Annotated in this window: 23 protein-coding genes and 1 tRNA gene; 2 read left to right on the forward strand and 22 right to left on the reverse strand. The window is 48.3% G+C overall.

Going from position 1 to position 23051, the window contains the following annotated elements; translation table 11 throughout:
- Positions 1-40 precede the first annotated feature (40 nt).
- The 6 genes from ACTRXG_RS01475 to ACTRXG_RS01500 all read right to left on the reverse strand — a co-directional run bounded on the left by ACTRXG_RS01475 (position 41) and on the right by ACTRXG_RS01500 (position 6041).
- Positions 41-1489: a phytoene desaturase family protein gene (locus ACTRXG_RS01475; RefSeq protein ID WP_474283802.1), complete on the reverse strand. Its 1449-nt coding sequence runs from the start codon at positions 1487-1489 to the stop codon at positions 41-43.
- Entirely contained in the window at positions 1486-2982 is a 1497-nt protein-coding gene (locus tag ACTRXG_RS01480; protein WP_474283804.1) for a phytoene desaturase family protein, read from the reverse strand. Before ACTRXG_RS01480 ends, ACTRXG_RS01475 begins: the two co-directional genes overlap by 4 nt.
- A 145-nt stretch (positions 2983-3127) precedes the next feature.
- Positions 3128-3982, reverse strand: coding sequence for a fructosamine kinase family protein (locus ACTRXG_RS01485; protein ID WP_474282502.1), 855 nt, complete (start codon positions 3980-3982; stop codon positions 3128-3130).
- Positions 3982-4449: a low molecular weight protein-tyrosine-phosphatase gene (locus ACTRXG_RS01490; protein ID WP_474279597.1), complete on the reverse strand. Its 468-nt coding sequence runs from the start codon at positions 4447-4449 to the stop codon at positions 3982-3984. Before ACTRXG_RS01490 ends, ACTRXG_RS01485 begins: the two co-directional genes overlap by 1 nt.
- Before the next feature lie 12 nt (positions 4450-4461).
- Positions 4462-4899: a YaaR family protein gene (locus ACTRXG_RS01495; protein ID WP_474283806.1), complete on the reverse strand. Its 438-nt coding sequence runs from the start codon at positions 4897-4899 to the stop codon at positions 4462-4464.
- A gap of 17 nt (positions 4900-4916) precedes the next feature.
- Positions 4917-6041, reverse strand: a complete 1125-nt coding sequence (locus ACTRXG_RS01500; protein WP_474261879.1) for a M20/M25/M40 family metallo-hydrolase — start codon at positions 6039-6041, stop codon at positions 4917-4919.
- A 102-nt stretch (positions 6042-6143) separates the two neighbouring features.
- Here ACTRXG_RS01500 and prli42 point away from each other — a divergent pair, with 102 nt between their 5' ends.
- Positions 6144-6224, forward strand: coding sequence for a stressosome-associated protein Prli42 (prli42, locus tag ACTRXG_RS01505; RefSeq protein ID WP_156847924.1), 81 nt, complete (start codon positions 6144-6146; stop codon positions 6222-6224).
- A 71-nt stretch (positions 6225-6295) separates the two neighbouring features.
- On the opposite strand, the gene ACTRXG_RS01510 is transcribed toward prli42, so the two are convergent.
- From ACTRXG_RS01510 to ACTRXG_RS01520, 3 genes are all read right to left on the reverse strand, one after another.
- Entirely contained in the window at positions 6296-7312 is a 1017-nt protein-coding gene (locus ACTRXG_RS01510; RefSeq protein ID WP_462867683.1) for an aromatic acid exporter family protein, read from the reverse strand.
- Positions 7313-7482: 170 nt separating this feature from the next.
- Positions 7483-7557 (reverse strand) — tRNA-Arg (locus tag ACTRXG_RS01515).
- 73 nt (positions 7558-7630) lie between these two features.
- Positions 7631-7993: a hypothetical protein gene (locus ACTRXG_RS01520; protein ID WP_474282498.1), complete on the reverse strand. Its 363-nt coding sequence runs from the start codon at positions 7991-7993 to the stop codon at positions 7631-7633.
- A gap of 169 nt (positions 7994-8162) precedes the next feature.
- Here ACTRXG_RS01520 and ACTRXG_RS01525 point away from each other — a divergent pair, with 169 nt between their 5' ends.
- Positions 8163-8399, forward strand: coding sequence for a hypothetical protein (locus tag ACTRXG_RS01525; protein ID WP_474261852.1), 237 nt, complete (start codon positions 8163-8165; stop codon positions 8397-8399).
- Positions 8400-8467: 68 nt separating this feature from the next.
- Here the strand turns inward: ACTRXG_RS01525 and ACTRXG_RS01530 are convergent, their stop codons facing one another.
- The 13 genes from ACTRXG_RS01530 to ACTRXG_RS01590 all read right to left on the reverse strand — a co-directional run bounded on the left by ACTRXG_RS01530 (position 8468) and on the right by ACTRXG_RS01590 (position 22715).
- Positions 8468-8896 (reverse strand): BrxA/BrxB family bacilliredoxin, encoded by a 429-nt coding sequence (locus ACTRXG_RS01530; protein ID WP_022793566.1) that lies wholly within the window; start codon positions 8894-8896, stop codon positions 8468-8470.
- A gap of 80 nt (positions 8897-8976) precedes the next feature.
- Complete coding sequence (locus ACTRXG_RS01535) at positions 8977-9966, reverse strand: metal ABC transporter solute-binding protein, Zn/Mn family (protein ID WP_474283808.1); 990 nt, start codon at positions 9964-9966, stop codon at positions 8977-8979.
- 129 nt (positions 9967-10095) lie between these two features.
- Positions 10096-11346: a dihydrolipoamide acetyltransferase family protein gene (locus ACTRXG_RS01540; RefSeq protein ID WP_474283810.1), complete on the reverse strand. Its 1251-nt coding sequence runs from the start codon at positions 11344-11346 to the stop codon at positions 10096-10098.
- Positions 11347-11359: 13 nt separating this feature from the next.
- Complete coding sequence (locus ACTRXG_RS01545; protein WP_474283812.1) at positions 11360-12343, reverse strand: alpha-ketoacid dehydrogenase subunit beta; 984 nt, start codon at positions 12341-12343, stop codon at positions 11360-11362.
- Between the two features lies 1 nt (position 12344).
- Positions 12345-13352: a thiamine pyrophosphate-dependent dehydrogenase E1 component subunit alpha gene (locus tag ACTRXG_RS01550; protein WP_474283815.1), complete on the reverse strand. Its 1008-nt coding sequence runs from the start codon at positions 13350-13352 to the stop codon at positions 12345-12347.
- A gap of 20 nt (positions 13353-13372) precedes the next feature.
- Positions 13373-14788, reverse strand: coding sequence for a dihydrolipoyl dehydrogenase (lpdA, locus tag ACTRXG_RS01555; RefSeq protein ID WP_474283817.1), 1416 nt, complete (start codon positions 14786-14788; stop codon positions 13373-13375).
- Positions 14789-14992: 204 nt separating this feature from the next.
- Positions 14993-16093 (reverse strand): Leu/Phe/Val dehydrogenase, encoded by a 1101-nt coding sequence (locus ACTRXG_RS01560; RefSeq protein WP_474283819.1) that lies wholly within the window; start codon positions 16091-16093, stop codon positions 14993-14995.
- 31 nt (positions 16094-16124) lie between these two features.
- Complete coding sequence (gene spo0A, locus ACTRXG_RS01565; protein WP_474261845.1) at positions 16125-16895, reverse strand: sporulation transcription factor Spo0A; 771 nt, start codon at positions 16893-16895, stop codon at positions 16125-16127.
- 132 nt (positions 16896-17027) lie between these two features.
- Positions 17028-18752 carry a DNA repair protein RecN gene (recN, locus tag ACTRXG_RS01570; RefSeq protein WP_474261844.1) on the reverse strand — a complete coding sequence of 575 codons (1725 nt, stop codon included), beginning with the start codon at positions 18750-18752 and terminating at the stop codon, positions 17028-17030.
- 25 nt (positions 18753-18777) lie between these two features.
- Positions 18778-19227, reverse strand: a complete 450-nt coding sequence (ahrC, locus tag ACTRXG_RS01575; protein WP_079476774.1) for a transcriptional regulator AhrC/ArgR — start codon at positions 19225-19227, stop codon at positions 18778-18780.
- A 143-nt stretch (positions 19228-19370) separates the two neighbouring features.
- Complete coding sequence (locus tag ACTRXG_RS01580; protein ID WP_474261843.1) at positions 19371-20198, reverse strand: TlyA family RNA methyltransferase; 828 nt, start codon at positions 20196-20198, stop codon at positions 19371-19373.
- A complete protein-coding gene (gene dxs, locus ACTRXG_RS01585) occupies positions 20195-22093 on the reverse strand; it encodes a 1-deoxy-D-xylulose-5-phosphate synthase (RefSeq protein ID WP_474261842.1) in 1899 nt (632 codons plus the stop codon). Before dxs ends, ACTRXG_RS01580 begins: the two co-directional genes overlap by 4 nt.
- Positions 22094-22103: 10 nt before the next feature.
- Complete coding sequence (locus ACTRXG_RS01590) at positions 22104-22715, reverse strand: hypothetical protein (RefSeq protein WP_474261841.1); 612 nt, start codon at positions 22713-22715, stop codon at positions 22104-22106.
- Positions 22716-23051: the final 336 nt, after the last annotated feature.

The following is a 23051-nucleotide window of genomic DNA, read 5'->3' on the forward strand; positions in this document are numbered from 1 at the left end:
TCAGAAGCCAAGCGATGGCTGGTCCCCTGCCGGGTGTATATCAGAACATATTCTGCTTCCTCCCTGTCCCGAGATGCTCCGCTAACAGTTTTGCTCCCTGCATGACAATTGGGACACCGCCACCGGGGTGCGTAGAAGCACCCACAGCGTATACGTTGCTGTAGGAGAACGGCTTAAGCTGCGGCCGGAATGCACCTGACTGGGCAAAGCTCGGAGCTATGCCAAAGCTGCCTCCTTCATACAACCCGTATCTGCCGGCGTCCTGAGGCGTCCGGACCTGCATCCACTGAATCGAAGAACGTAGGTGCGGGAATCCTTTTTTCTCGACCGTCTCTAAAACAGACTGAATAAACTCTTCCTGCACCTCCCAGTCGATGTTATCTCCTGATGGTACGGGAACGAGCAGATACAGTACACTCTTACCTTCCGGGGCGAGGGCAGAGTCTATTAAAGACGGGTGGAATGCATAAATACTTGGCTCTTCTGGTAATTCCTTAGTTTCAAAAACCTGCTTCATTTGGTGGTCAAAATTGCTGCCCATAAAAAACTGGTGAATAGATGCCTTTGTATATATTTTGTCTAATCCTAAGTAAATTAGCAAGCATCCTGATGAAGAAGTGTATTTTTTTTGTGATTTATTTTCCACCAGCTGTTCTGCTGCCGGCAGCTCGCAGTTGCAGATGAGCCGTTCTGCCGGCTCTACCCGCTTATCCGTTTTCAGAGCAGTAAAAGTCTTTCCCTTCGCCTGAATGCTTAATGCTGTTTCTTCAAACCGAAAGATCACTCCGCGACGATCCAGCTCTTCTTTAATTTTTTCAATCAGCATCGCATAGCCCCCGTGGATATACCAGATGCCGTGATACTGCTCGCTGAAGGAGACCAGGGAGTAAATACCGGGAGTGGCGGCAGGGTTGCCGCCAATGTAGAGCGTCTGCAGGGAATAGGCGTCCCGGAGCCGGGGATCGGTAAAGTAATCGGCCACTTGGGTTCTAACCGACTGATAAGCTTTCATCTGCCACAGGGAACGAATATTTGCCGCCGTGAAAAACTCGCGTTTGCGCATAAATGACCGGGATAAAAAATCCTTTTCCCCCTGGAGAAAATTTCTCTTCATATCGTGCATAAACCTTTCAAAATTCTCTTCTTCCCCCGGAAAAGTCCGGGCCAGCTCTTCTTTCTGTTTTTCAGGATCACTCCATTTGTAAAATTCCGTGCCATCGGCGAAAACCATCCGGTACAAAGGGTCAATTCGCTCCATTTCAAGCACTTCCGGGTCCATCCCTGCTTCAGCAAGTATCCCCTTAATAGTTTCGGGCAAAAGAACGATGGTCGGTCCTTCATCGACTTTAAACCCGTCCTGCTTCACCCATTTGATTCTTCCGCCTGCTTCTTTATCTTTTTCCACTATTGTTACTTCTTCGCCTGCCTGAGTTCTGTAGAGAGCTGTCACAAGACCGCCGATACCGCTTCCCACGATAATATTTTTCATTGCGCCCGCTCCCTGGAATATTTGGCCGTCAGTGCCTGAGCAGTAATCCTGCCGGATACGATAATCGTCGGCAGACCGCTTCCGGGATGCGTACCTCCACCCACCAGCCAGCAGCTTCCAACATCCTCGAACTTGTTATGAGGACGGAAATACATCATTTGATTTAATCGGTGGGATAAATTGAATACAGCCCCTTCGTATACGTTACTGTCGAGCTGCCAGTCTGTAGGCGTATAAATTTTTTCCACCTCAATGTGGTCCCGGAGTCCTTTAAACGGCGTACGGCTCTCCACCTGATCAAGCACCAGGTCCCGGAAGCTGTCTTTGTTATTCTCCCAGTCGATGCCGCTCTGGTTGTTCGGAACCGGGGCAAGCATATAAATTGGGGATTTTCCGGCAGGCGCCAGCGTGTCGTCGGTAACAGCCGGATTATGAATATAGATTGACGGATCGTCTGAAACAATTTTTTCATGAATCATTTCTTCCACATTTTTTTTATAATCATTGGAAAAGACGATAGAATGGTGGGCCGCGTCCGGATAAGTAGTGTCAACGCCGGCATAAAGCATAAACGCCGAGCAGGAATAGTCTTTTTTAGCCACTTTTTCTTTTTTCCACTTCTTCAAAGGCTCATCGAACAATTCGGTAGCTGCATAGGCGAAATCCGCATTCACCACCACCTCGTCTGCTCCAAACACTTCTCCGTTTTCAAGCTCTACGCCCACCGCCTGCTGTTTTTTCGTACGGATTTTTTTTACCGGCGTGTTCAGGTAAAGATGGCCACCGTCTTCTTCAAATGCTTTAGCCATTGCTTTTGGTATCTGGTTCAATCCTCCGCTTGGATGAACAATCCCGTACTCATGCTCCATATAGGAAAGAATGCTGAAGGCCCCCGGGCAGTCCCACGGTGACATTCCTAAATATTTGGACTGAAAGGTAAAAGAAAGCTTCAGCCGCTCATCGGAAAAATACTGGCTCAACACGTCATACACAGACTTGCCGAGCGCCAGGTGCGGCAGGGCTTTAAGCGTTCGGGGCTTCATATAGTCAAGCAGCGACCCGTGCTCATGCTCAAGTACCGGCAGAAGCGCATCCCACCGTTTACCCAGATCATGCATGAAACGGTCATAGCCCTTTTCATCGCCCGGAAAGGAAGCAGCGATCCTTCGCTTCATTTCCTGCTTATCGGAAGTCGGCCGGAAGCTTGAATCTTCGAAAAATAATTCATACATCGGATCCAGGTAGTTCCATGAAATATAGTGAGCCAGATCCTTTCCGGTTGCCGAAAAAATTTCCTCAACAATATGAGGCATACTTAAAAATGTCGGGCCCTTATCAAAGCGGTAGCCGTCAACGTCCACGTGGGACGTGCGTCCACCTGGCTTATCATCCTTTTCGAACACACTTACCTGAAAACCCTGACTCTGCAGCAGCATGGCAGCGGTAAGTCCTCCGGGGCCCGCTCCAATCACCGCAATTCGTGTCTCTCTCACTCCAAAAAGCCCCTCTCTGTCAAAACCTTATATGCATGTCCAAAGTTTTATTCCCGTTTTTTTGCATTCTCAACCTGCCCAAAAGCCCGGGAAAATAGACATTGTAAAAGCATAAAAAAAGACCTTTCAAAAAGAAAGGTCCCGTTCAACTGCTTCTGCTGTATAATGCGAGCACCCGGTCCACCTGCGCCCCGTACATTTCCCCGAACACGTTTAAATGGACGAGCAAATAATATAACTGATAGAGAGGCATCCGTTCTTCAAATTCAGCTTCCACCGGCTGGATGGTTTCATACGCTTCATACGTCCGTTCAGAAAATCCTCCAAACAGCCGTGTAAAGGCAAGATCAAATTCGTAGTCTCCATACCAGCAGGCGGGGTCAATCAAATATGGACGCCCTTCTTCTCCTGTGAGCCAATTCCCGGCCCAAAGATCTCCGTGCAGCTTAACCGGCTGCCGGTCGTCGGGTATCCATTCTTCGAGATGGTCCAGAATATAGCGCAGGCGGCGGGACCGTTCGTCAGTCAATTTGCCCAGGGATCTGGCGATTTCCATCTGCGGCCGCAGGCGGTGATCCCTTACAAAACGCACCCAGCTTGTTTCCCAGGAATTCTCCTGCGGCAGCTCCCCGATAAAGTTATCCTCCTCAAGGCCGAAATAATCTCCGGAGGATTGATGAAGATTGGCCAGGTCGATGCCCAGCCACTCGTCCGTGCGGCTGTCCCCTCTTCCCTGAATAATATCCATAATAATAAATTTCTTCGACCAGTGCAGTACATCAGGCACATGCACCGCTTCCGATTCACGCAGAAATTCGAGCCCGCGTTTTTCCTGGCGGAAAAAATCATACGGCGCCTCTTCATTCCATTTCAAAAAATAGGAGCGCTTGTTTGTATCCACCCGGTAGGCAGAGCTGATGCTTCCTCCGGAGAGGCCTGCTATATTGGTTACTTCTGCCTGCGGATCCACGTATCGTATCGCTTTTTGAATATGCTCCATTATACATTCTCCTGCTCTCTGATCCATTGTAATAAATGAAAGGTACTCGTATTAACCAGTTCAAACACGTGGTCGAAATTATTATCGAAATAAGGGTCAGGGACGTCTTCACTCCGGCGCTCAGGGTGAAAGTCCAACAGTTTCCATACCCTGCCGTCTTTAGTGGAAACGTGAAAGTCCTGAAGCATCTCAAGGTTCTGTTCATCCATAGCTACAATATAATCGGCTTCTTCTCCGGACTGCACGACCCGGGCGGTTCCCGGACCGGCATGAATACCATGCTGTTCGAGCACACCAATCGTTCCTTTATGCGGAGGCGAGCCTGCATGCCAATCACCGAGACCGGCTGAATCCACGCTGATTTTATTTTCCACTCCTGCTTCCTGCAGGTGCTTTTGCAAAAGCGCTTCTGCCATTGGCGAACGACAGATGTTTCCTAAACAGATGAATAAAACCTTTATACTCATAGATGCCCTCCTTTATCCGTAGAGATGTATAATCATGCCTTTTATTTCCCCGGTCATATCGAGAAGGGAGAGGGGCTCCTGTTCCTGCTGCAGCATCTGGTCTGTCATTTCCACTAATTTTTTATCAATCTTTTCAATCAGCTGATGGGTTTTGAGCCGTCCGTCGCTGCCAAACGACCTTTCTTCATGCAGGTTCAATCCGTGGTCCTTGAGCTCTGTAATAATTTCTCTTACAAGGCGTTTATACTCTTTTAACTCTGGAATGGTCTGGTGCTCCATCAAACGCTTGCCCTGCTGATCGAGCTGTTCGAGCATGATACCCATCTGCCGGTTGAATGTTTTAGACTGTTCGGTCTGCATCATTTCCGAAAACGGATTCTTTTCGGCTTTTCTCTCCTTTACACTGGGGAGCGGTGATTTAATATTTCCCTGAAGACGATGAATATCCACGCGTATACTGTCCTCCTTTACGCGTCTTCTGCCGGCCCAGTTACAATGGCCGCCATAAACGCTGGTACTTTCACAAATTCTTTTATAAGCAGCCGTTCTTCCGTAGTGTGGATATTTTCATACCCGACGCCCAGATTGATGGTAGGTATGCCGTAGCCGGAAATCACGTTGGCATCGCTGCCGCCTCCGCTCTGTACAGTTCTCGGCTCCACATCGAGCCGGTTGGCGGCCTGCACAGCACGCTGCACCACATCATCTGATTCAGCCAGCACATATCCTTCATACATTGGCTGTATGTCAATAGATGCCTCGGCGCCCATTTCTTCCGCTGCTTCTTCGAAAGCCCCGCGCATCGCAGCTATCTGTCTGCTCAGCTTATCCGGTTTAAAGGAGCGTGCTTCAGCAGAAATCACGACTTCATCACATACAACATTTGTCTGCGTGCCTCCGGCAAAGCTTCCGATGTTGGCTGTTGTTTCTTCATCAATTCGTCCAAGCGGCATCTTAGTCACTGCTTTAGAAGCAACACTGATGGCTGAAATGCCTTTTTCTGGCTCCACACCTGCGTGCGCTTTCTTTCCGTAAATAGTCGCGTGCATTTTCGTTTGGTACGGCGCTGACGTGACGAGCGTGCCAACCGGTCCGTCACTATCAAGCGCATAACCCATATCGGCGTGTACAAGCCCGGTATCAAGATGCTTTGCGCCCACAAGGCCGGACTCTTCCCCGACTGTGATGATAAACTGAACATCACCATAAGGCTCGTCTTCTTCCTGAAGTACTTTTATCATTTCAAGCATCGCCGCAATCCCTGCTTTGTCATCAGCTCCGAGAATGGTTTCCCCGCTTGAAACGATATATTCATCCTGCACTTCGGGTTCAATACCTTTCCCCGGTTCGACTGTATCCATGTGAGAGGTGAAATAAATTACCGGCTTTGTGCTGTCTGTGCCTTTTAACGTACAGACCAGGTTTCCTGCTCCGTGTCCGGTCAGGGCTTTGGCATTATCTTCTTTTGTCTCGAGGCCAAGCTGTTGGAATTTTCGTTTGATGACATCTGCGATTTTGGCTTCATGCTTCGTTTCCGAGTCTATCTGCACCAGTTCGATAAATTCCTGTATTAAACGTTCCTGATTTGCCATCACTATTATAACTCCTTTGCGGGTTGCTTAGGTTTATTATATATTTTTTTGCCTGCTGTGTTATAATTTGAGCATCAGTTTTTATTGAAAGCGGGGGTTAGAATGCAGAAAGTCATTATTTACATTATGATCTTTGCGCTTGTCGGCAGCAGCCTGTTAATGGGCGGAGCGGTGATGTTTTAAATAAACGTCAATCCTTGTATGTATCGGATAAAGCAGAACTTGCGGGTTTTCATACCCACTTGTTCTGCTTTTTATTTGTTTCTGCGTGCCATCTGTCTGTTTAATCGTTTGCCCGATATTGTATGGGTACGCTTCGGATCGGGCTTAAACATTTTTTTAATGAGCAGGTATTCTTCAATTTCATACAAAATATAAAACAGAGAGGAACGTATTTCGAATTCATGCCTTGTTTTAGGCAGCTCCATCTGCTGAATTTCATACTTCATTTCGTCAAGACGGTATAAAAAATAGCCGGCAGTATTACCCGGGGAAACAGCGTCGCTTAATTCATCCATATAATCAGCCATTTTATGGCCCTGAGGCACTGACTGATCAATCGAAGAAATAAACGGCAGGATACTCTCGAGTACCGAGAACTGTTTTTCCCTCATACGGAAATAGTGATAAAAGTAGTCGTCATCCCGGAGGAAGTGATTGTCTATATCTCTCAGGGCTTTTCCTTTAGCTTCATCAATAATCTTCGCTGCATCCGAAAATTCTGCCCCATCCCAGATATTATCTCCAAAACGAAGGTAGTTTGCGTATTCCTCCCAAATTTTGCGAAAAGCGTCTTCAAGGCTTAATTGGTCCTGGGCCAGGCTTTTTTCACTGCTCGGCATATAAAGGTTCATAATTAAAGCTACCCCAATGCCGATAAAAATAATCGCGAGCTCGTTCATCCAGATACCTGCGCTCACCTGTTCTTCTGTATAAAGGTGCAGGACGATAACACTGCTTGTGACGATACCCCGGGCAGCGTTCGCTGCTACGCTGAGTGGAATACTGATGAGAAAGAGTGCAGCGATGGCCACCGGATTATAGCCTATCAGTTCAAAGAATACACTAGCGACCCCAAGCCCAATCACACAGGAAACGAGTCGTTCAATGCTGACAGTCAGGGAGCCCCTTTTAGTCGTTGTAATACAAAGAATGGTAATGACACCTGCTGATATGTAATAATCCAGCTGCAGCAGCTGGGCAATGTATACGGATATAGCCGTGCCTACTGCTGTTTTCAGCGTCCGATATCCAATTCGGAATCTCCCCATCTAAAAAACCTCTCTGTTTATTCATTCGTTCTTATATTATATCGTAAACACAGGCAGAGGGAAACTGACTGGCGCCTTTCATCCCGGCAGCGCCCTCTTCTGCATTCGTACCAGCCTAAAAACAAATAAAAAAGCAAAGGAATAGCTCCTTTGCTTACACATTTATTCATTGGTGCGCCTACCAGGACTCGAACCTGGAATGCGAGAACCGGAATCTCGAGTGATATCCCTTTCACCATAGGCGCTTTTGTCATATGTTTTAACAAGACAATGAATACTATACCAATGAACGAATATGAAAGTCAACCCATTTTTTAATTACGCTTCCCCGGGAGAGCCTTCGAGCATTTTTTCAAACTGTTCGTTGATATCCTCTTCACTGTACCCTGCTTCCTGAAGTCTTTTAGTAAAATGCTGGGAATACACTCTGGAACGTTCCTGCATCTTTCCGAACTTCTTGGACTCCTGCTTTTTTTTCGTCCGCTTCTGGCGGTCTTCCGCATTGGACATGATGCTCTCGGTAATAAACAAGGCCTTCCACACCTGATCTTCTTCATAGCCGGATGCGTTTGCATCAAGTTCATCGATGACGTTTTGGTAGTAATCACGGAACTCTTCGTACGAAATCTCTTCATTCATGTTTAAGTATTCCTGAATTTTTTCATAATGCGTCTGAATCATTTGTCTCCGCCCTTTTCATTTATGTATTCCGAAACAGTATACCACGAATATAAAGCTGAGCGTCAAGGCACTTCCCTGCCATTTCTTATTTTTGCAATTGACGTTTAAATCAAAAGCTCCAGAGGGAAGAATCCTTAATAGATCTTACACGAAGAAAGAGGGATAGCATATGGCAGAAGTAACATTTAAAGCTAACGTAGGAGAACCACAGACAACAATCGCTTCTAATGGCAAAACACTATGGTACAGTGTGACAAAAGAGGAAGGCCCTTCAACAAAAAGTAATGACTATCGGGTTGGTTTTGAAACTTCCCAGGAATTCGAGCCGAAAACAAGCGAAATTGTATTTCCGGATGTTGATACTACTGTAGAACAGGACGGCAACATCTATCATTTGGAAAAATAAATTCTACGGGCTCCTTCTTTAGGAAGGAGCTTTTTTTTATAAAAAAAAGCGCCCCCGGAGGGCACTTTTTATTTTGTGCAGTATTGATCGAAAGCTTCTTCGAGTTTTTGAACAACCTGAATCGGCTCGTGGCCTTCAATTTCATGACGTTCAACCATGCGCACCAATTCTCCGTCTTTTAAGAGCCCAAACGATGGGGACGACGGCGGGAATCCTGTAAAGTAAGAACGGGCCTGCTCGGTCGCTTCTTTATCCTGACCTGCGAACACGGTCACAAGCCGGTCCGGCTTCGTATCGTAATTTGTCATGTAAGCTGCTGCCGGACGGGCAATGCCTCCAGCACAGCCGCACACGGAGTTTACCATAACAAGTGTCGTGCCTTCCTTGTTCAACACTTCATCAACTTCTTCCGGGGTACGAAGAGACTGGTAGCCCGCTTCTTCGATTTCATCCCGGGAAGCTTGTACTATATCATTAACGTAAAAATCAAAATTCATTAAAATCCTTCCTTTCCTTCACCGAATACCTATATTGTAGCGGATAAGAACAGGAAATCACAAGTGAGAAGCTTGAAAAGTTATTCGTTCAATGCTTTTTCAAGGTTATCGATATTTTGATTCATTAATGATACGTAGCTAGCGCCATCAGCAATTTCTTCATCGCTGGCTGATTCGAGATTATTCAGCGTATACACTTCTGCTCCGATTTCTTCCTGAAGAACATCTGTGGTGTCAGAAGGGATGTTTTCCTCCACCATAATGGCGTTCAGGTCATTTTTTTCTGCTGTGTCGATGATATCGTTAATTTCCTGCGTGGAAGGTTCACTCTGGGCGTTTACACCGTTAACAGCAATTTCTTCCAATCCGTATCGTTCTTCCCAGTACCCATATGCTGCATGGGAAACAATAAATTGATTTTTACTGCTTTCATTCACAAGAGTCTGGAACCGCTCATCTAATTCATCGAGCTCCGCCGACAGTTCCTCATAATTACTTTCATAGGCCTGCTCATTATCTGGATCCGCCTCTACCAGCTGGTCTTTAATCACGCCGGCTGCTTCTTTCGCCTGAACCGGGTCGATCCATACGTGAGGGTCCGTACCTCCGTGGTCGTGCTCTTCCCCGCTGTGGCTTTCTTCAGCATGCTCAGCGTGTTCTTCTTCAGATTCGCCCTCCTCATGATCGTGGGCTTCCTCCTCGCCGGCCGCCTCTGCCACTCTGGCTATCTGTATATCCTGGTTGCCAATAGTACTCTCCACTTCATCGGCAAACCCTTCCATCCCGTTTCCAGTCATAACAAACATATCTCCCTCCGCAATGTTTGTTAGTGTCTGCGGCGTTGGGTCATATGTATGCGCATCCGACCCTGCTGGTACGATGTTTTCTACATTCACATGATCGCCGCCGATCTGTTTTGTGAAGTCTTCCCAGGCAAAAAGTGTGGTGTACACTTCGAGCTTTTCCTCACCTTCGGTTCCCTGTTCTTCCTGAGTATCTGCTGAACCGCATGCGCTTAAAGAAATAAAGGCTGTCCCAGCTGCCCCTAAAACAAATAGTTTTTTCATCATTGCACCTCTGCTTTATCGTAATGATTACGTTTTGTATGTACATTGATTTTAGCGCAGGGAAGTCCGTTTGTAAATAAGAACGATTCTTTTTTATGCCAAAAAAAGAGGGGCTCCCGCGGGGAACCTCTCTTAAATGTTTTCGGTGCCTTTATAATTTTCAAGCCGCTGCTTTAAATCAGCTAAAAACCGTCCGCACAGCAGGCCGTCCAAAATCCGGTGATCCAGGGAAAGACACAGGTTAACCATGTAGCGTATCGCTATCATATCACCCTGCATGACAACCGGTCGTTTTACGATCGATTCCACAGAAAGAATGGCTGCCTGCGGGTGATTAATAATCGGCATGGACTGCACCGAGCCGAATGAACCAGTGTTGTTCACCGTGAACGTCCCGCTTCTCATTTCTTCTGCCTTAATGGTCCCCTGGCGGACTTTAGTGGCCAGAGACTGCATATCCCGGGCGAGACCTCGGATGTTTTTTTCGTCTGCCCGTTTGATGACCGGGACATAAAGAGCTTCCTCGCTGGCCACAGCCATCGACAGATTCACTTCCTTGCGCTGAATAATCCGGTCCCCGTCCCAGGTGGAATTAAGACTCGGAAACAGCTGCAGGGATTCGGACACAGCCTTCATAAAAAACGGCAGATACGTCAGCGAAAAGCCTTCTTTTTGTTTAAACTCGTCCTTCACACTGTTCCGGTACGCTACCAAATCCGTCACGTCTACTTCAATCATTGTCCAGGCGTGTGGAATTTCCTGCTTGCTTTTCACCATGTTGTCTGCAATGGCTTTTCTTGCTCCGGTTACCGGAATAATCGTGTCGCCTTCACGCTCCTCCTGATTTTCAGAAGGCTTTGTTGAATAGATTGGAAATGGCGAAGGTGCAGCTTCTTCCTGTTTGGTTTTTTCTGCTCCTTCCCGGATCGCTTTTTCAACATCTTTTTTCGTAATGCGCCCCTGTCTACCGGAGCCTTCAATCTCTTCAAGCTCCAGACCGTTCTCCTGGGCGAGACGCCATACCACCGGCGAATACCTTTTTTTCATCGACGTCTCGTCCTCCCCGGCTGTTTGTTGTGCTGGAGCCGTTTGTTCCGTTTTTGCAGAAGGCTTCTCAGTTTCTTCTGCTGCGGCCGGCTGTGCTTCTTCTGTTTCCACGTAGCATATGAGCGTGCCCACAGCCACTGTTTCGTTTTCTTCAGCGACGAGCTCGCTGATTTCGCCTGTATAAGAGCTCGGGATCTCTGCACTCACTTTATCCGAAAGTACTTCTGCGATGGGGTCATATTTTTTTACTTTATCGCCCGGTTTTACAAGCCACTGGGATAGCGTGCCTTCGGTGACACTTTCCCCGAGCTGCGGCATGGTTACTTCTTTGCGCATCCTTGATACCCTCCTAAAATTCCGCCAAATCTCGTACCGCTGTCGTGATTTTATCCGTGTTCATTAAAAATTCTTTTTCAAGTGTCGGAGCGTAAGGCATGGCCGGAACATCGGGAGCAGCCAGTCTCCGGACCGGCGCATCGAGATCAAATAAATTGTGTTCGGAAATGATGGCCGACACTTCACTCATGATGCTTCCTTCGAGGTTATCCTCGGTGACAAGCAGCACCTTTCCTGTTTTAGCTGCGGCTTCTTTGACTGCTTCCTGGTCGACTGGATAGACGGTTCTCAGATCCACCAGATGCACATCAATGCCTTCTGCGGCAAGTGTATCGGCGGCCTGATTGGCCAGATGCACACACAGTCCGTATGTAATCACGGTGACATCCGTCCCTTCCCGTTTGACCGCCGCTTTTCCGATTGGCACCGTGTATTCTTCTTCCGGTACCTCGTCTTTAAGCATCCGGTACGCACGCTTATGCTCAAAAAACAGCACCGGGTCGTTATCCCGGATCGAAGCCTTCAACAGCCCTTTCGCGTCATAAGGGGTGGACGGAATCACGACCTTCAGTCCCGGCGTATTTGCAAACAGCGCCTCTACTGACTGGGAATGATACAGGGCGCCGTGCACCCCGCCGCCAAACGGTGCCCGGATCGTAATCGGGCAGTACCAGTCATTGTTGGAACGGTACCGGATTTTCGCTGCTTCGGACACAATCTGGTTGACTGCCGGCATAATAAAGTCTGCAAACTGCATTTCCGCTACCGGGCGGAGGCCGTACATCGCAGCTCCTATGCCCACTCCTGCGATCGCTGATTCGGAGAGTGGAGTGTCGATGACGCGCTGGTCTCCGTAGGTGCTGTGCAGTTCTTCGGTCGCACGGAAGACCCCGCCCTTCAGACCGACATCCTCGCCCAGTACGAACACATTTTCATCACGCGCCATTTCTTCTTTCATCGCTGTATTGATTGCCTGAATATAAGACATGACTGCCATATTAGTTCCCTTCTTCCTCGTAAACATACTGCCCAAGCGTCTCGACAGCCGGGTATTCTGCTGCTTCAGCGGCATCCGTGGCGGCATCCACTTCCTCGCGAATCCGCTGCTCCATCGCCTGCTCTTTTTCTTCGGTAAGTATCCCTTCTGTCCGCAGGTAATCGGCAAAAGCTACAACTGCATCGGTCTGCTTTTCCTCATCCATTTCTTCGACACTACGGTACAGTTTGTCGTTATCATCGCTTGAATGAGGTGTGAGTCTTGCCACAAGCGCTTCCACAAGGCTCGGACCTTTACCGTCCCGCGCACGGTCCACCGCTTCTTTCATTGCCTTATAAACCTCAAACGGACGCGTGCCCTCCACGGTTACTCCCGGCATGCCGTAGCCCTTTGCACGGTCAGCAACATGCTCGCAGGCGAGCTGTTTACTGAGTGGCACGCTAATAGCGTATTTATTGTTTTCACAGAAAAACACGACCGGAAGATCATGAACGCCAGCAAAATTCATACCTTCATGAAAATCTCCCTGGTTGGAGGAGCCTTCGCCAAACGTGACCATCGTAACAAAATCCTTGTTTTTCATTTTAGCTGCCAGTCCGAACCCGGCAGCATGTGGAATCTGAGTAGTTACCGGAGAGGACTGGGTCACAATACGATTTTTCCGCTGGCCGAAATGGCCCGGCATCTGCCTGGATTCAGAGTTGGGATCTCCCTTTTTAGCAAAAGCTGCCAGCATCAAGTCCTTTGCAGTCATTCCAAATGCCATGACGAGACCAAAATCACGGTAATACGGGAGCAGGTAGTCCTTTTCACGGTCAAGTGCCATAGCTGCAGCCGCCTGCGCCGCTTCCTGGCCCTGGCAGGAAACAACAAAAGAAATTTTGCCGGCACGGTTCAGCAGCCACATCCGTTCATCAAGACGTCTCGCCTGCAGCATAATTTCATACATTGTGAGCGCTTCTTCGTCGCTTAAGCCTACTTCCCGGTGAGTACTGTATTCCTGAATCATTTTCGTTCCTCCTCGTTATTTCACCCGTGGTGAATAGCTTTTCCGTCTACAGCCAGGGCACCTTCAGCATAAATTTCCGCCAATGTCGGATGCGCATGCACGGCTCCCTGTATTTCAAGGTGTGCAGCATTCATATAGACTGCTAGTGCTCCTTCATTGATCAATTCGGTCGCTTTTTTTCCAACAATATGAACGCCGAGCACGTCTTCAGTGTCTTTATCTACAATCATTTTCATAAATCCTTCCGGATCACTTTCTATTAGCGCCTTGCCTATCGCCTGAAAAGGCACGGTGCTTGTTTTAATATCCAGACCGGCATCTGCGGCTTCACGCTCTGTCCAGCCTACGGAAGCCATTTCAGGATCCGAGTAGACACAGGAAGGAACGTGCTTATAGTTAAGGGGCTCAGGGTGATTTCCGAGCATATGCTCTACAGCAATGATGCCTTCCCGTGAGGCCACGTGGGCGAGCTGCATGCCGCCGATAACGTCGCCGATAGCGTACATATGCGATTCCTTCGTCTGGTACATGTCGGACGTCTGGATGAAGCTGTTCTGTACTTCGACTTCTGTATTGTGGAGCCCCAGATCTCCCGTGTTGCCGTTTCTTCCGACAGCGACGAGCATCTTCTCAGCCGCCAGTGCCTCTCCGGTTGCTGTACGGACCGCTATTTCTCCGTTTTTCGTAAGAGACGAAGGGTCGAGCTGTGTATTTGTATAAACACGGACCCCTTTTTTCTTCAAGCGTTTTTCCGCCTCTTTTGACACGGCCTCGTCCATCATCGGAAGCAGGCGATCGCCGAGTTCCACCATCTGTACCTCTACGCCGAAATCCTGAAGCATTGAAGCCCATTCCACGCCAATAACTCCTCCTCCGACAATAACGATTGACGAAGGAAGCTTTTCTGCTTCGAGCAATTCCTCGGAGGACAAAATGTATTCGCCATCAATATCGAGTCCTGGCACCGTCGCCGGACGAGAGCCTGTGGCGAGCATAATCTGTTTGGGCTGCAGCATAATATTTTCTCCTTCTGTTTCTGTCTCCACTGAAATGGTGCTTGCCGTTGGAGAAAATATGGAAGCCCCGAGTATGCGCCCGTGTCCGTAATATACATCCACCTGGTGCCTAGAGAGCAGATGCTGGACTCCTTTATGTAATTGTTGTACCGTCTGGTTCTTTTTTTCGCGTACCTTTCCGAACTGCAGGCTCACATTGTCTGCTTCTACGCCGTAGTCCAGACTTTCCTGCATCATTTTATATACTTCTGCGCTTTTTAAGTACGATTTACTTGGTATGCATCCACGGTGCAGGCAGGTGCCTCCGATGTCCCGGGCTTCTACTACCGCCGTCGATAATCCTCTTTTTGCTGCATGCACAGCGGCCACATATCCGCCGGTACCAGCTCCTAATATGACCAGGTCATATTCTTTAGCCATAAAAATTCCTCCTGCGGGCTTTCACCCAGGATTTTATTCATTTATCTCTACTTTATTTTAATGGATTTTTCCGTTTCATCATAGCACGAAAATAGATCTGGTGAAGAGAAGTTTTGGCATTTGGAGATTATTATAGCACATCCTTTTGATCAGCCGTAAAACAGACCCTGGTGCTAAAATAAAAAAAGCAGCGCTCAGGCTGCTTTACCGGTTCGTTAAAATGTGCCGCGAGTGGGGCAGAAACTGTTTCCTTGAACGCTTGATGGATTCAATGCGCTCTTCGGCCAGCCGATTGGCGGCCTGGAACGATGGGATTCCGTCGCGTCCCGCAATTTCAAACACTCGAACAATATTATCGTAAATACCGTCAACTTTCTTCATAGCTCTCTCGCGGTCGTACCCGTAGAGCTCGTCGGCGATGTTAATTACGCCGCCTGCATTGATAATGTAATCCGGGGCATAAACGATGCCACGATCCTCTAAACGGATGCCGTCCTCTTCCGTCTGCAGCTGATTGTTCGCTGCTCCTGCTACAACTTTTGCCTGAAGACGGGGGATGGTGCGTTCATTCAATCCGCCTCCCAGCGCACACGGGCTGAAAATATCGCATGGAACATCGTAAATTTCTTCCGGCGCCACTGCTGTTGCTCCGTAGGTGTGAACAGCACTCTCCACTGAAGCTTCCCGGATATCCGTTACAATTAATGAGGCTCCTTCTTCATGAAGAAATCTGCACATTTCAAATGATACGTGCCCCACGCCCTGAACTGCTATCGTTCGGCCGGCAAGGCTGTCGGTACCGAAGGCTTCCTTCGCCGCTGCCTTCATGCCCTGATACACACCTCGTGCGGTGACCGGTGAAGGATTCCCGCTCGAACCGGAAGCAGAAGAAAGGGAAATCCCGGTCACAAAGTTCGTCTCTTCGTGGATAATATCCATATCATGCTCTGTCGTACCGACATCCTCTGCCGTAATGTAGCGCCCGGCAAGACCTTCAATATAACGACCGAATGCACGAAACATCTCTTCATTCTTATCTGTGCGGGCATCTCCTGTAATCACAGCTTTTCCTCCACCAAGATTCAACCCGGCTGCTGCATTTTTGTACGTCATCCCTTTGGCGAGACGCAGCACGTCCTCAAACGCTGCTTCTTCATTCTCATACGTCCACATCCTTGTGCCACCTAAAGCCGGGCCGAGGGTCGTATCATGTATCGCAATAATTGCCTTTAATCCTGAATTCCGGTCCTGGCAGACAACTACCTGCTCATAATCGTGCAGCTCCATACGTTCAAACAATTCCATTTTTCGTTCTCCTTTTTTTGTAAATTCACATTTATATCTGCTCTGTGCGAAGCCGGTCGGCTACTACTGCGATAAATTCACTGTTTGAAGGCTTGTAGGGCAAGGCACCGTCCTGGCTCCAGCCGAACAGATCGGATATTGCCTGCGTATGGCCGCGGTCCCATGCAACAACGATGGCATGTCTTAACGCTCGTTCGACCCGGCTTGGCGTCGTCTGAAATTTCCGGGCAATTTCAGGATACAGCTGTTTGGTGACCGCGTTAATCATCTGCATATCATCCACCACAAGTTTCACTGCTTCCTGCATATATACATAGCCTTTAATATGGGAGGGAATACCAACATATTGAATAATATCTTTAATACGTTCTTCCACCGACCGACGGCCAGAAGATTTTTCCGGCATATCCTCAATCAGCACCTGGGAATTCAGGCTTTCTCTATGCACATCCCGGATATTTGCCATCAGTGCTTCCATATCAAATGGCTTTAAAACGTAATAGGCAGCCCCGAGCTCCACCGCTTTTTTTGTTACATCCTCCTGACCGAATGCAGTTAACATAATAACTTTCGTGTTAACAGTATGTTTATTTTTTAATGCCGTTAATACAGAAAGCCCGTCCCGATGCGGCATAATAATATCAAGGAGTAAGACCTCCGGCCGTTTTTGTTCCACTACCTCGAGCGCCTCTTCCCCGTTATGGGCCGTCCCTGCTATTTCCATGTCTTCCTGTTCTTCTATATGTTCAATTAATACTTCGACGAGTTCTTTGTTATCGTCGGCCACTACGACCCGTATCATTTCTTTCCGCTCCTTTTGCCGCAGGCTCTGCCACGTTCCATTTTCCTTTCGACATTATTTTACCATAGCGTGTCGCATAGAAAAAGACAACTTCAGCAGTTGTCTTTTTCAGGCGGACACATTCTATTCGGGCTACACATTGCTTTTAGCTTTTTCAGCCATTTCCAGCAGTTCAGTCGCATTTTCTCTTGTCAGTGCCGTCACTTCGACTCCCGAAATCATCCGGGCGATTTCATCGATTTTATAATCTGACGTTAACGGTGTAACGATCGTTTGGACTCTTTCTTCTTTTTCTTCTTTTTGAATATACAAATGGCTGTCTGCCATTGCAGCTACCTGTGGCAGATGGGTGATGCAAAGTACCTGGGAGCCTCTGGAAACCAGATGGATTTTTTCCGCAATCGCCTGGGCAACCCGGCCGCTTACACCCGTATCAACCTCGTCAAAAATCAGGGAAGTAACGTGCTGGAAGCCGGAAAGGATCGTTTTCAATGCCAGCATGATCCTGGAAATCTCCCCGCCGGAAGCTACTTTTGCGAGCGGCTTTAACGGCTCACCCGCATTGGCTGAAATAAGGAACTCAATCTTGTCTGCTCCCTTTTCATTAAATACCCACGTTTCCCCCTCCGGCGTCTGATAGGTTTTCCCCCGGCTGAGAGGTGAAATCTGCACTTCCATTGTAGCCTTCTCCATGTATAGTGCCTGAAGCTCCTGCTGCACACTGCCGGCAAGCGAATGACCCGCCTGGCGGCGAAGATCGGTTAATGTTTTTGCTTCGGCAATCAGCTCTTCTGCTGCCTGGGAAAGCGCCTGCTCATATTCGGCGATTCGCTCTTCTTTATTGGCGAGTGAATCGATTTCCTCTTCGATTTTGGAGGCATACACTAAAATTTCTTCAACGGAATCTCCGTATTTTCTTTTCAGCTTATTCAACTCATCGAGCCGGTTTTCCACTTCGTTTAACCTCTCAGGGTCAAACGCCATGGAATCAGCTTTGTCCCGAAGCGTAAACGTTGCCTCTTCCATCATGTAATAAGCCGAGCTGATTGATTCGGAAAGCTCTCCGAGATCTGTATCGATTTCTGCGGCTTCTTCCACGCTCGATACGGCCATACCTGCCCAGTCGAGGGCTTTCCCTTCACCGTACAGGTGATCATAGGCTCCCCGGATCGCCTCAAACAGTTTTTCGCTGTTGGCCAGAATGTGACGTTCTTTTTCCAGATCTTCATCTTCACCAGGCTGAAGGCCGGCGGCCTCAATTTCCTGAAGCTGGTATTGAATAAAATCCAGCCGGTTTGCTGTTTCCTGGTCACTTTCCTTCAGCTGCTTTAATTTGGCCTGCAGCTGTCCAAAACGGTAGTAGCGTTTTTGATAGTCTTCAAGCGCTTCTTCAAGCTCCGTTTTCCCGAACCGGTCAAGCATCTGCTGATGACGTTCAGCATGCATCAGATCCTGATGTTCATGCTGGCCATGGATATCTACGAGGCTGTGGCCTGTTTCCCTTAATACAGCAAGCGTCACCAATTTACCGTTGATGCGGCAGATGCTCTTGCCCTGATGCGTAATATCCCGGCGCAAAACGACCATATCATCTTCAATATCAATGCCTGCGGCCTCTAATTTTTCAACTGCGGGGTGGTTATCCTCCAGGCGGAACAGCCCTTCCATTTCTGCCCGTTTTTCTCCGTGGCGTACATATTCAGCCGATCCCCTTCCACCGATAAGCAGGCCGATCGCATCAATGATGATGGATTTTCCGGCACCCGTTTCACCGCTTAATACTGTTAATCCATTTTCAAATGAAACGGTTAACTCTTCGATAATGGCAAAATTCTTGATGGAAATTTCTTCAAGCATTTCTGTACCCCATTTCCAATTAGCGTTAAAGCATTTCTAAAAATCGGTTTACAATCTCCGGCGAATTTTCCTTCTGCTTGCATATAATGAGAATCGTATCATCCCCGCAAATGGTTCCCATAATATTTTCCCAGTCCAGATTATCAATGAGTGCACCTACAGCATTGGCGTTGCCCGGCAGTGTTTTCATGACAATTAAATTCTCCGAATGGTCAATGCCGACAAAGCTGTCCACGAGCGCCCGTTTTAATTTCTGCATAGGGTTGAAGCGCTGATCGGCAGGCAGGCTGTACTTGTATCTGCCATCAATCATCGGCACCTTCACAAGGTGAAGCTCTTTAATATCCCGTGACACCGTCGCCTGGGTTACGTTGTAGCCGTCCCCCCGGAGTCTCGCTACTAAATCATCCTGCGTTTCTATGTCTGTATTTGAAATCAATTCCCTGATTTTTATATGTCTTTGTCCCTTATTCATCCCGAAACCTCCCGTGCAAAACTACTTTCATCATAACTATTTCATTATAATTATACAAGTTTATGAGTAAATAGCATGCCATGATTTAAAAATTCTTTCAAAACCATGAGTTAAACAAAAAAAACGCCGAAGGGTATCGGCGTTTACGAAGGTTCCAGTTTTTTCTTGAATGATTCATGTGCATCACGGACTACAGCTTCTATTTGCTCTTCACTAAGAGGAGACGGCTTATCGCTTAATACCGAACCATACAGCAGGTATTCAATATTGCCGTCTCCCCCGGTAATCGGTGAAAAATCGAGCGCTTCCGGCACTAAGTTATAGCTTTCGGCTGACTGAATTGTTTTTTTCAGTACCTCCCTGTGCACCGCGGGGTCCCTGACAATGCCTTTTCTGCCAACCTTTTCCCGTCCCGCTTCAAACTGCGGCTTGATGAGTACGCAAAAGCCGGCACCTGCGGCCAGCACCTGCGGCATCACCGGGAAAAGCTTTTCCAGAGAGATAAAGGATACGTCAGCGATCAGCAGCCCGGGAAGCCCGCGCGTCAGCTGACTTTTATCCAGGTACCTGAAATTCACTCTTTCCATCACCTCTACCCGGGGGTCCTGGCGAAGCTTCCAGGCGAGCTGATTGTAGCCGACATCCAACGCATATACCATAGAAGCCCCGTTTTGCAGCGCGCAGTCGGTGAAGCCCCCGGTAGAAGCTCCGACATCGAGCACCACAGCGTCCTGCAGCTCCAGCTGAAAAGACTCAATAGCTTTTTCCAGCTTTAATCCGCCCCGGCTGACGTAGGGCATCTGCTTTCCCTTCAGGCGTAAAGCTGCCTCATCACTTATTTTTGCGCCGGGCTTGTCCACCACTTCATCATCTGCCAGTACAAGACCTGCCATAATTGCCCGTTTAGCTTTTTCCCGGGAATCAAATAGTCCCTTCTGCACTACCAGCGTATCAATGCGTTCTTTATTCATCCGCGGATATTTGTTCTTTCTTTACTGGTCATCGCCGCCACTTTTTCCGCTACTTTCTCTGGCGTGAGGCCCAGTTCTTCATAAAGCTCCGGCACACTGCCATGCTCTACATAGTAGTCGGCAATGCCCATCCGGCGGATTGGAAGCGAGTCATGCTCATGGTCGGCCATATATTCAAGCACGGCACTTCCGAAGCTGCCCTTCAGTGCTGCTTCTTCGACTGTCAGCACCGGCTTACCTTCTTCAGCTAATTCTTCGAGCATTTCATCATCAAGCGGCTTGGCTGAACGGGCATTAACGATACGGACATCTGTGCCCTGACTGCTTAACAAAGCAGCTGCCTCCTCTACGATTGGAAGCATTGTTCCAAACGAGAGGATCGTACAGTCCGTCCCTTCACGGACGATTTCCCATTTGCCATAAGGAATCATTTGAAACTCTTCATCCATCTCCACTCCGAGGCCGTTACCACGCGGATAGCGGACAGCTGTCGGGCCATCGTCATTATGGAAAGCCGAGTACAGCATATGCTGCAGTTCATTTTCATCCTTCGGCATCAATATTTTCATATTCGGTAAATGCCGCAGGTATGCAATATCAAACACGCCCTGGTGCGTCTCTCCATCAGCGCCGACCAGTCCTGCACGGTCAATGCCAAAGAGCACATTCAGATTCTGGCGGCAGACGTCATGAACAAGCTGGTCGTAGCCCCGCTGCAAAAACGTGGAGTACACGCCGAACACCGGCTTCATTCCCTGCGTGGCAAGCGCTCCAGACATCGTCGTAGCGTGCTGTTCGGCGATGCCTACGTCAAACATGCGATCCGGGAATTTGTCCGCAAACGTGTCGAGCTTCGTACCGCCGGCCATAGCCGCTGTTATGGCCACCAGACGCGAATCCTGTTCTGCTATTTTTTGCAGGGTATTGCTGAATACGGCACTGTAGGCAGGCGCGGCTGCCGGTTTTTTAATTACTTCACCGGATTCAATCTTATATGGCCCAAGACCGTGCCACGTTCCTTTGGCATCCTCCTCCGCCGGTGTGTAGCCTTTGCCTTTTTTGGAGAGTACATGCACAATCACCGGTCCGTTAGTGTCTCTGGCATATTTAATGTTAGCGTGCAGGTCATCGAGATCGTGACCATCCACTGGACCGAGATACGTAAATCCAAGCTCTTCAAAAAACATGCCGGACAGAACCATCTGCTTCATGCTGTCTTTCATCCGGTCGGCATAGGAAGCAAGCTTCGACCCGAACGCAGGAATTCTGCGCAGCATATGGTCGACGTCTTCTTTCGTTCTGCGGTAAGTACCGGCTGTCCGAATACGGCCGAGCATACTGTGGAGTGCCCCTACGTTCGGAGAAATCGACATCTCATTGTCGTTCAGAATAATAGTAACGTCCGTCTGTTCATGCCCGATATGGTTAAGTGCTTCGAGAGCCATACCGCCAGTAAGGGCTCCATCACCAATAATAGCTGCTACTTTGGCATCTTCACCCTTCAGCTGATTCGCAAGCGCCATTCCCTCTGCCGCAGACAGCGACGTCGAGCTGTGGCCGGTCTCCCATACGTCATGTTCACTTTCTGAGCGTTTAGGGAAGCCGCAAAGTCCCTGGTACTGGCGCAGCGAATCAAAGCGATCCGCGCGTCCAGTTAAAATTTTGTGCACGTAGGACTGGTGCCCGACGTCCCAGATGAGTTTGTCTTTTGGCGTGTTGTACAGCTGATGCAGGGTGAGCGTTAATTCCACTACTCCGAGATTGGGACCGAGATGGCCGCCGGTAACGGATAATTTTTCAATCAGAAAAGCCCGTATGTCTTCCCCGAGTGCTTTTAGCTCTTTATCATTGTATTCCTTCATGAATCCAGGGTCTTGGATCGTTTCCAGGTTCATTTAAATCCCCCTACCTGCTATGTTTTTCTGTTGATGATTTCCATCTTCTTTTCTTTGGAATCAGCTTAATTTTTAACTTATTTTCAATAAAATACAAGACTCTTCCGACCTGAAAAACAATATTATTCGCATACGTAATCGCTAGTGTTTTCCCAAGTGCTTTCCCGCTGACTGTGAGCGCTGCCACGACAGCGGTGAATATAGTACTTAGAACCAGCTGGCCGTTGGAGCTGTTATTTGTGCCAATGGTCATACCAAGCTGCACAACAACTGCCGAGCTGGCCGTCCCGCTTACAACCCCGCTGATATCGCCGATCACGTCGGCACAAAAGTTCGCAACCCGGTCGGCGTTCCGCTGAATAAAAACACTGTGGGAGGCCCCGGGAACTTTTTTAGCGGCCATTGCATTGAACGGTCTCGGCTTTGCCGCGGTGGCAGCTACGCCGATCACATCAAAGATGACACCGGTAAATACGATGATAAGCACGACTACCATGCCAATCGCCCAGCCAACCCCCGAAAGCACTGCTGTCGAGACTACTGAGAAGATTGCTGCAAGTATCAGGGTAACAAACCCAATTAACGTACTCCACCGGAGTGATTTTTTCCATAAACTATTCATCTTCACTTATCACCAAATTCTTTGTTTTTATCATAACGTACATCTCATTCTTTTAATATCATTTTGTGCTCTGGCCTGATTGTTTATACCCTAAATAACATACATTTAAGCTTTTCTCTGCTTTCCCCTCAAACACTCACGTAAAAGAAAAAAGCGCCTGTCAGCGCTTCTTCAACTACTTATGTATAAAGTTGAATGGTCGCCCGGAGCGTAAACCTTGTGGCTTAGGTCCAGTAGGATTTCCCACCAGGCAGCCAATTCGTCGCCGAATCGGTGGTTTCCCTTTAATGCCTGGTGAACGCCGTCACCGGCAGTTCGACTGAATTACCACTCAGA

The sequence above is a fragment of the Marinococcus sp. LNSP9103-4 genome (assembly GCF_056034345.1).

Excerpts from the sequence above, each read along its gene's own strand:
- ACTRXG_RS01475 (WP_474283802.1), bottom strand. The coding sequence starts at position 1,489 with ATGAAAAATATTATCGTGGGAAGCGGTATCGGCGGTCTTGTGACAGCT.
- ACTRXG_RS01485 (WP_474282502.1), bottom strand. The coding sequence starts at position 3,982 with ATGGAGCATATTCAAAAAGCGATACGATACGTGGATCCGCAGGCAGAA.
- ACTRXG_RS01490 (WP_474279597.1), bottom strand. The coding sequence starts at position 4,449 with ATGAGTATAAAGGTTTTATTCATCTGTTTAGGAAACATCTGTCGTTCG.
- ACTRXG_RS01500 (WP_474261879.1), bottom strand. The coding sequence starts at position 6,041 with ATGGCAAATCAGGAACGTTTAATACAGGAATTTATCGAACTGGTGCAG.
- prli42 (WP_156847924.1), top strand. The coding sequence starts at position 6,144 with ATGCAGAAAGTCATTATTTACATTATGATCTTTGCGCTTGTCGGCAGC.
- ACTRXG_RS01510 (WP_462867683.1), bottom strand. The coding sequence starts at position 7,312 with ATGGGGAGATTCCGAATTGGATATCGGACGCTGAAAACAGCAGTAGGC.
- ACTRXG_RS01520 (WP_474282498.1), bottom strand. The coding sequence starts at position 7,993 with ATGATTCAGACGCATTATGAAAAAATTCAGGAATACTTAAACATGAAT.
- ACTRXG_RS01525 (WP_474261852.1), top strand. The coding sequence starts at position 8,163 with ATGGCAGAAGTAACATTTAAAGCTAACGTAGGAGAACCACAGACAACA.
- ACTRXG_RS01530 (WP_022793566.1), bottom strand. The coding sequence starts at position 8,896 with ATGAATTTTGATTTTTACGTTAATGATATAGTACAAGCTTCCCGGGAT.
- ACTRXG_RS01535 (WP_474283808.1), bottom strand. The coding sequence starts at position 9,966 with ATGATGAAAAAACTATTTGTTTTAGGGGCAGCTGGGACAGCCTTTATT.
- ACTRXG_RS01540 (WP_474283810.1), bottom strand. The coding sequence starts at position 11,346 with ATGCGCAAAGAAGTAACCATGCCGCAGCTCGGGGAAAGTGTCACCGAA.
- ACTRXG_RS01545 (WP_474283812.1), bottom strand. The coding sequence starts at position 12,343 with ATGGCAGTCATGTCTTATATTCAGGCAATCAATACAGCGATGAAAGAA.
- ACTRXG_RS01550 (WP_474283815.1), bottom strand. The coding sequence starts at position 13,352 with ATGATTCAGGAATACAGTACTCACCGGGAAGTAGGCTTAAGCGACGAA.
- lpdA (WP_474283817.1), bottom strand. The coding sequence starts at position 14,788 with ATGGCTAAAGAATATGACCTGGTCATATTAGGAGCTGGTACCGGCGGA.
- ACTRXG_RS01560 (WP_474283819.1), bottom strand. The coding sequence starts at position 16,093 with ATGGAATTGTTTGAACGTATGGAGCTGCACGATTATGAGCAGGTAGTT.
- spo0A (WP_474261845.1), bottom strand. The coding sequence starts at position 16,895 with ATGATACGGGTCGTAGTGGCCGACGATAACAAAGAACTCGTCGAAGTA.
- recN (WP_474261844.1), bottom strand. The coding sequence starts at position 18,752 with ATGCTTGAAGAAATTTCCATCAAGAATTTTGCCATTATCGAAGAGTTA.
- ahrC (WP_079476774.1), bottom strand. The coding sequence starts at position 19,227 with ATGAATAAGGGACAAAGACATATAAAAATCAGGGAATTGATTTCAAAT.
- ACTRXG_RS01580 (WP_474261843.1), bottom strand. The coding sequence starts at position 20,198 with ATGAATAAAGAACGCATTGATACGCTGGTAGTGCAGAAGGGACTATTT.
- dxs (WP_474261842.1), bottom strand. The coding sequence starts at position 22,093 with ATGAACCTGGAAACGATCCAAGACCCTGGATTCATGAAGGAATACAAT.
- ACTRXG_RS01590 (WP_474261841.1), bottom strand. The coding sequence starts at position 22,715 with ATGAATAGTTTATGGAAAAAATCACTCCGGTGGAGTACGTTAATTGGG.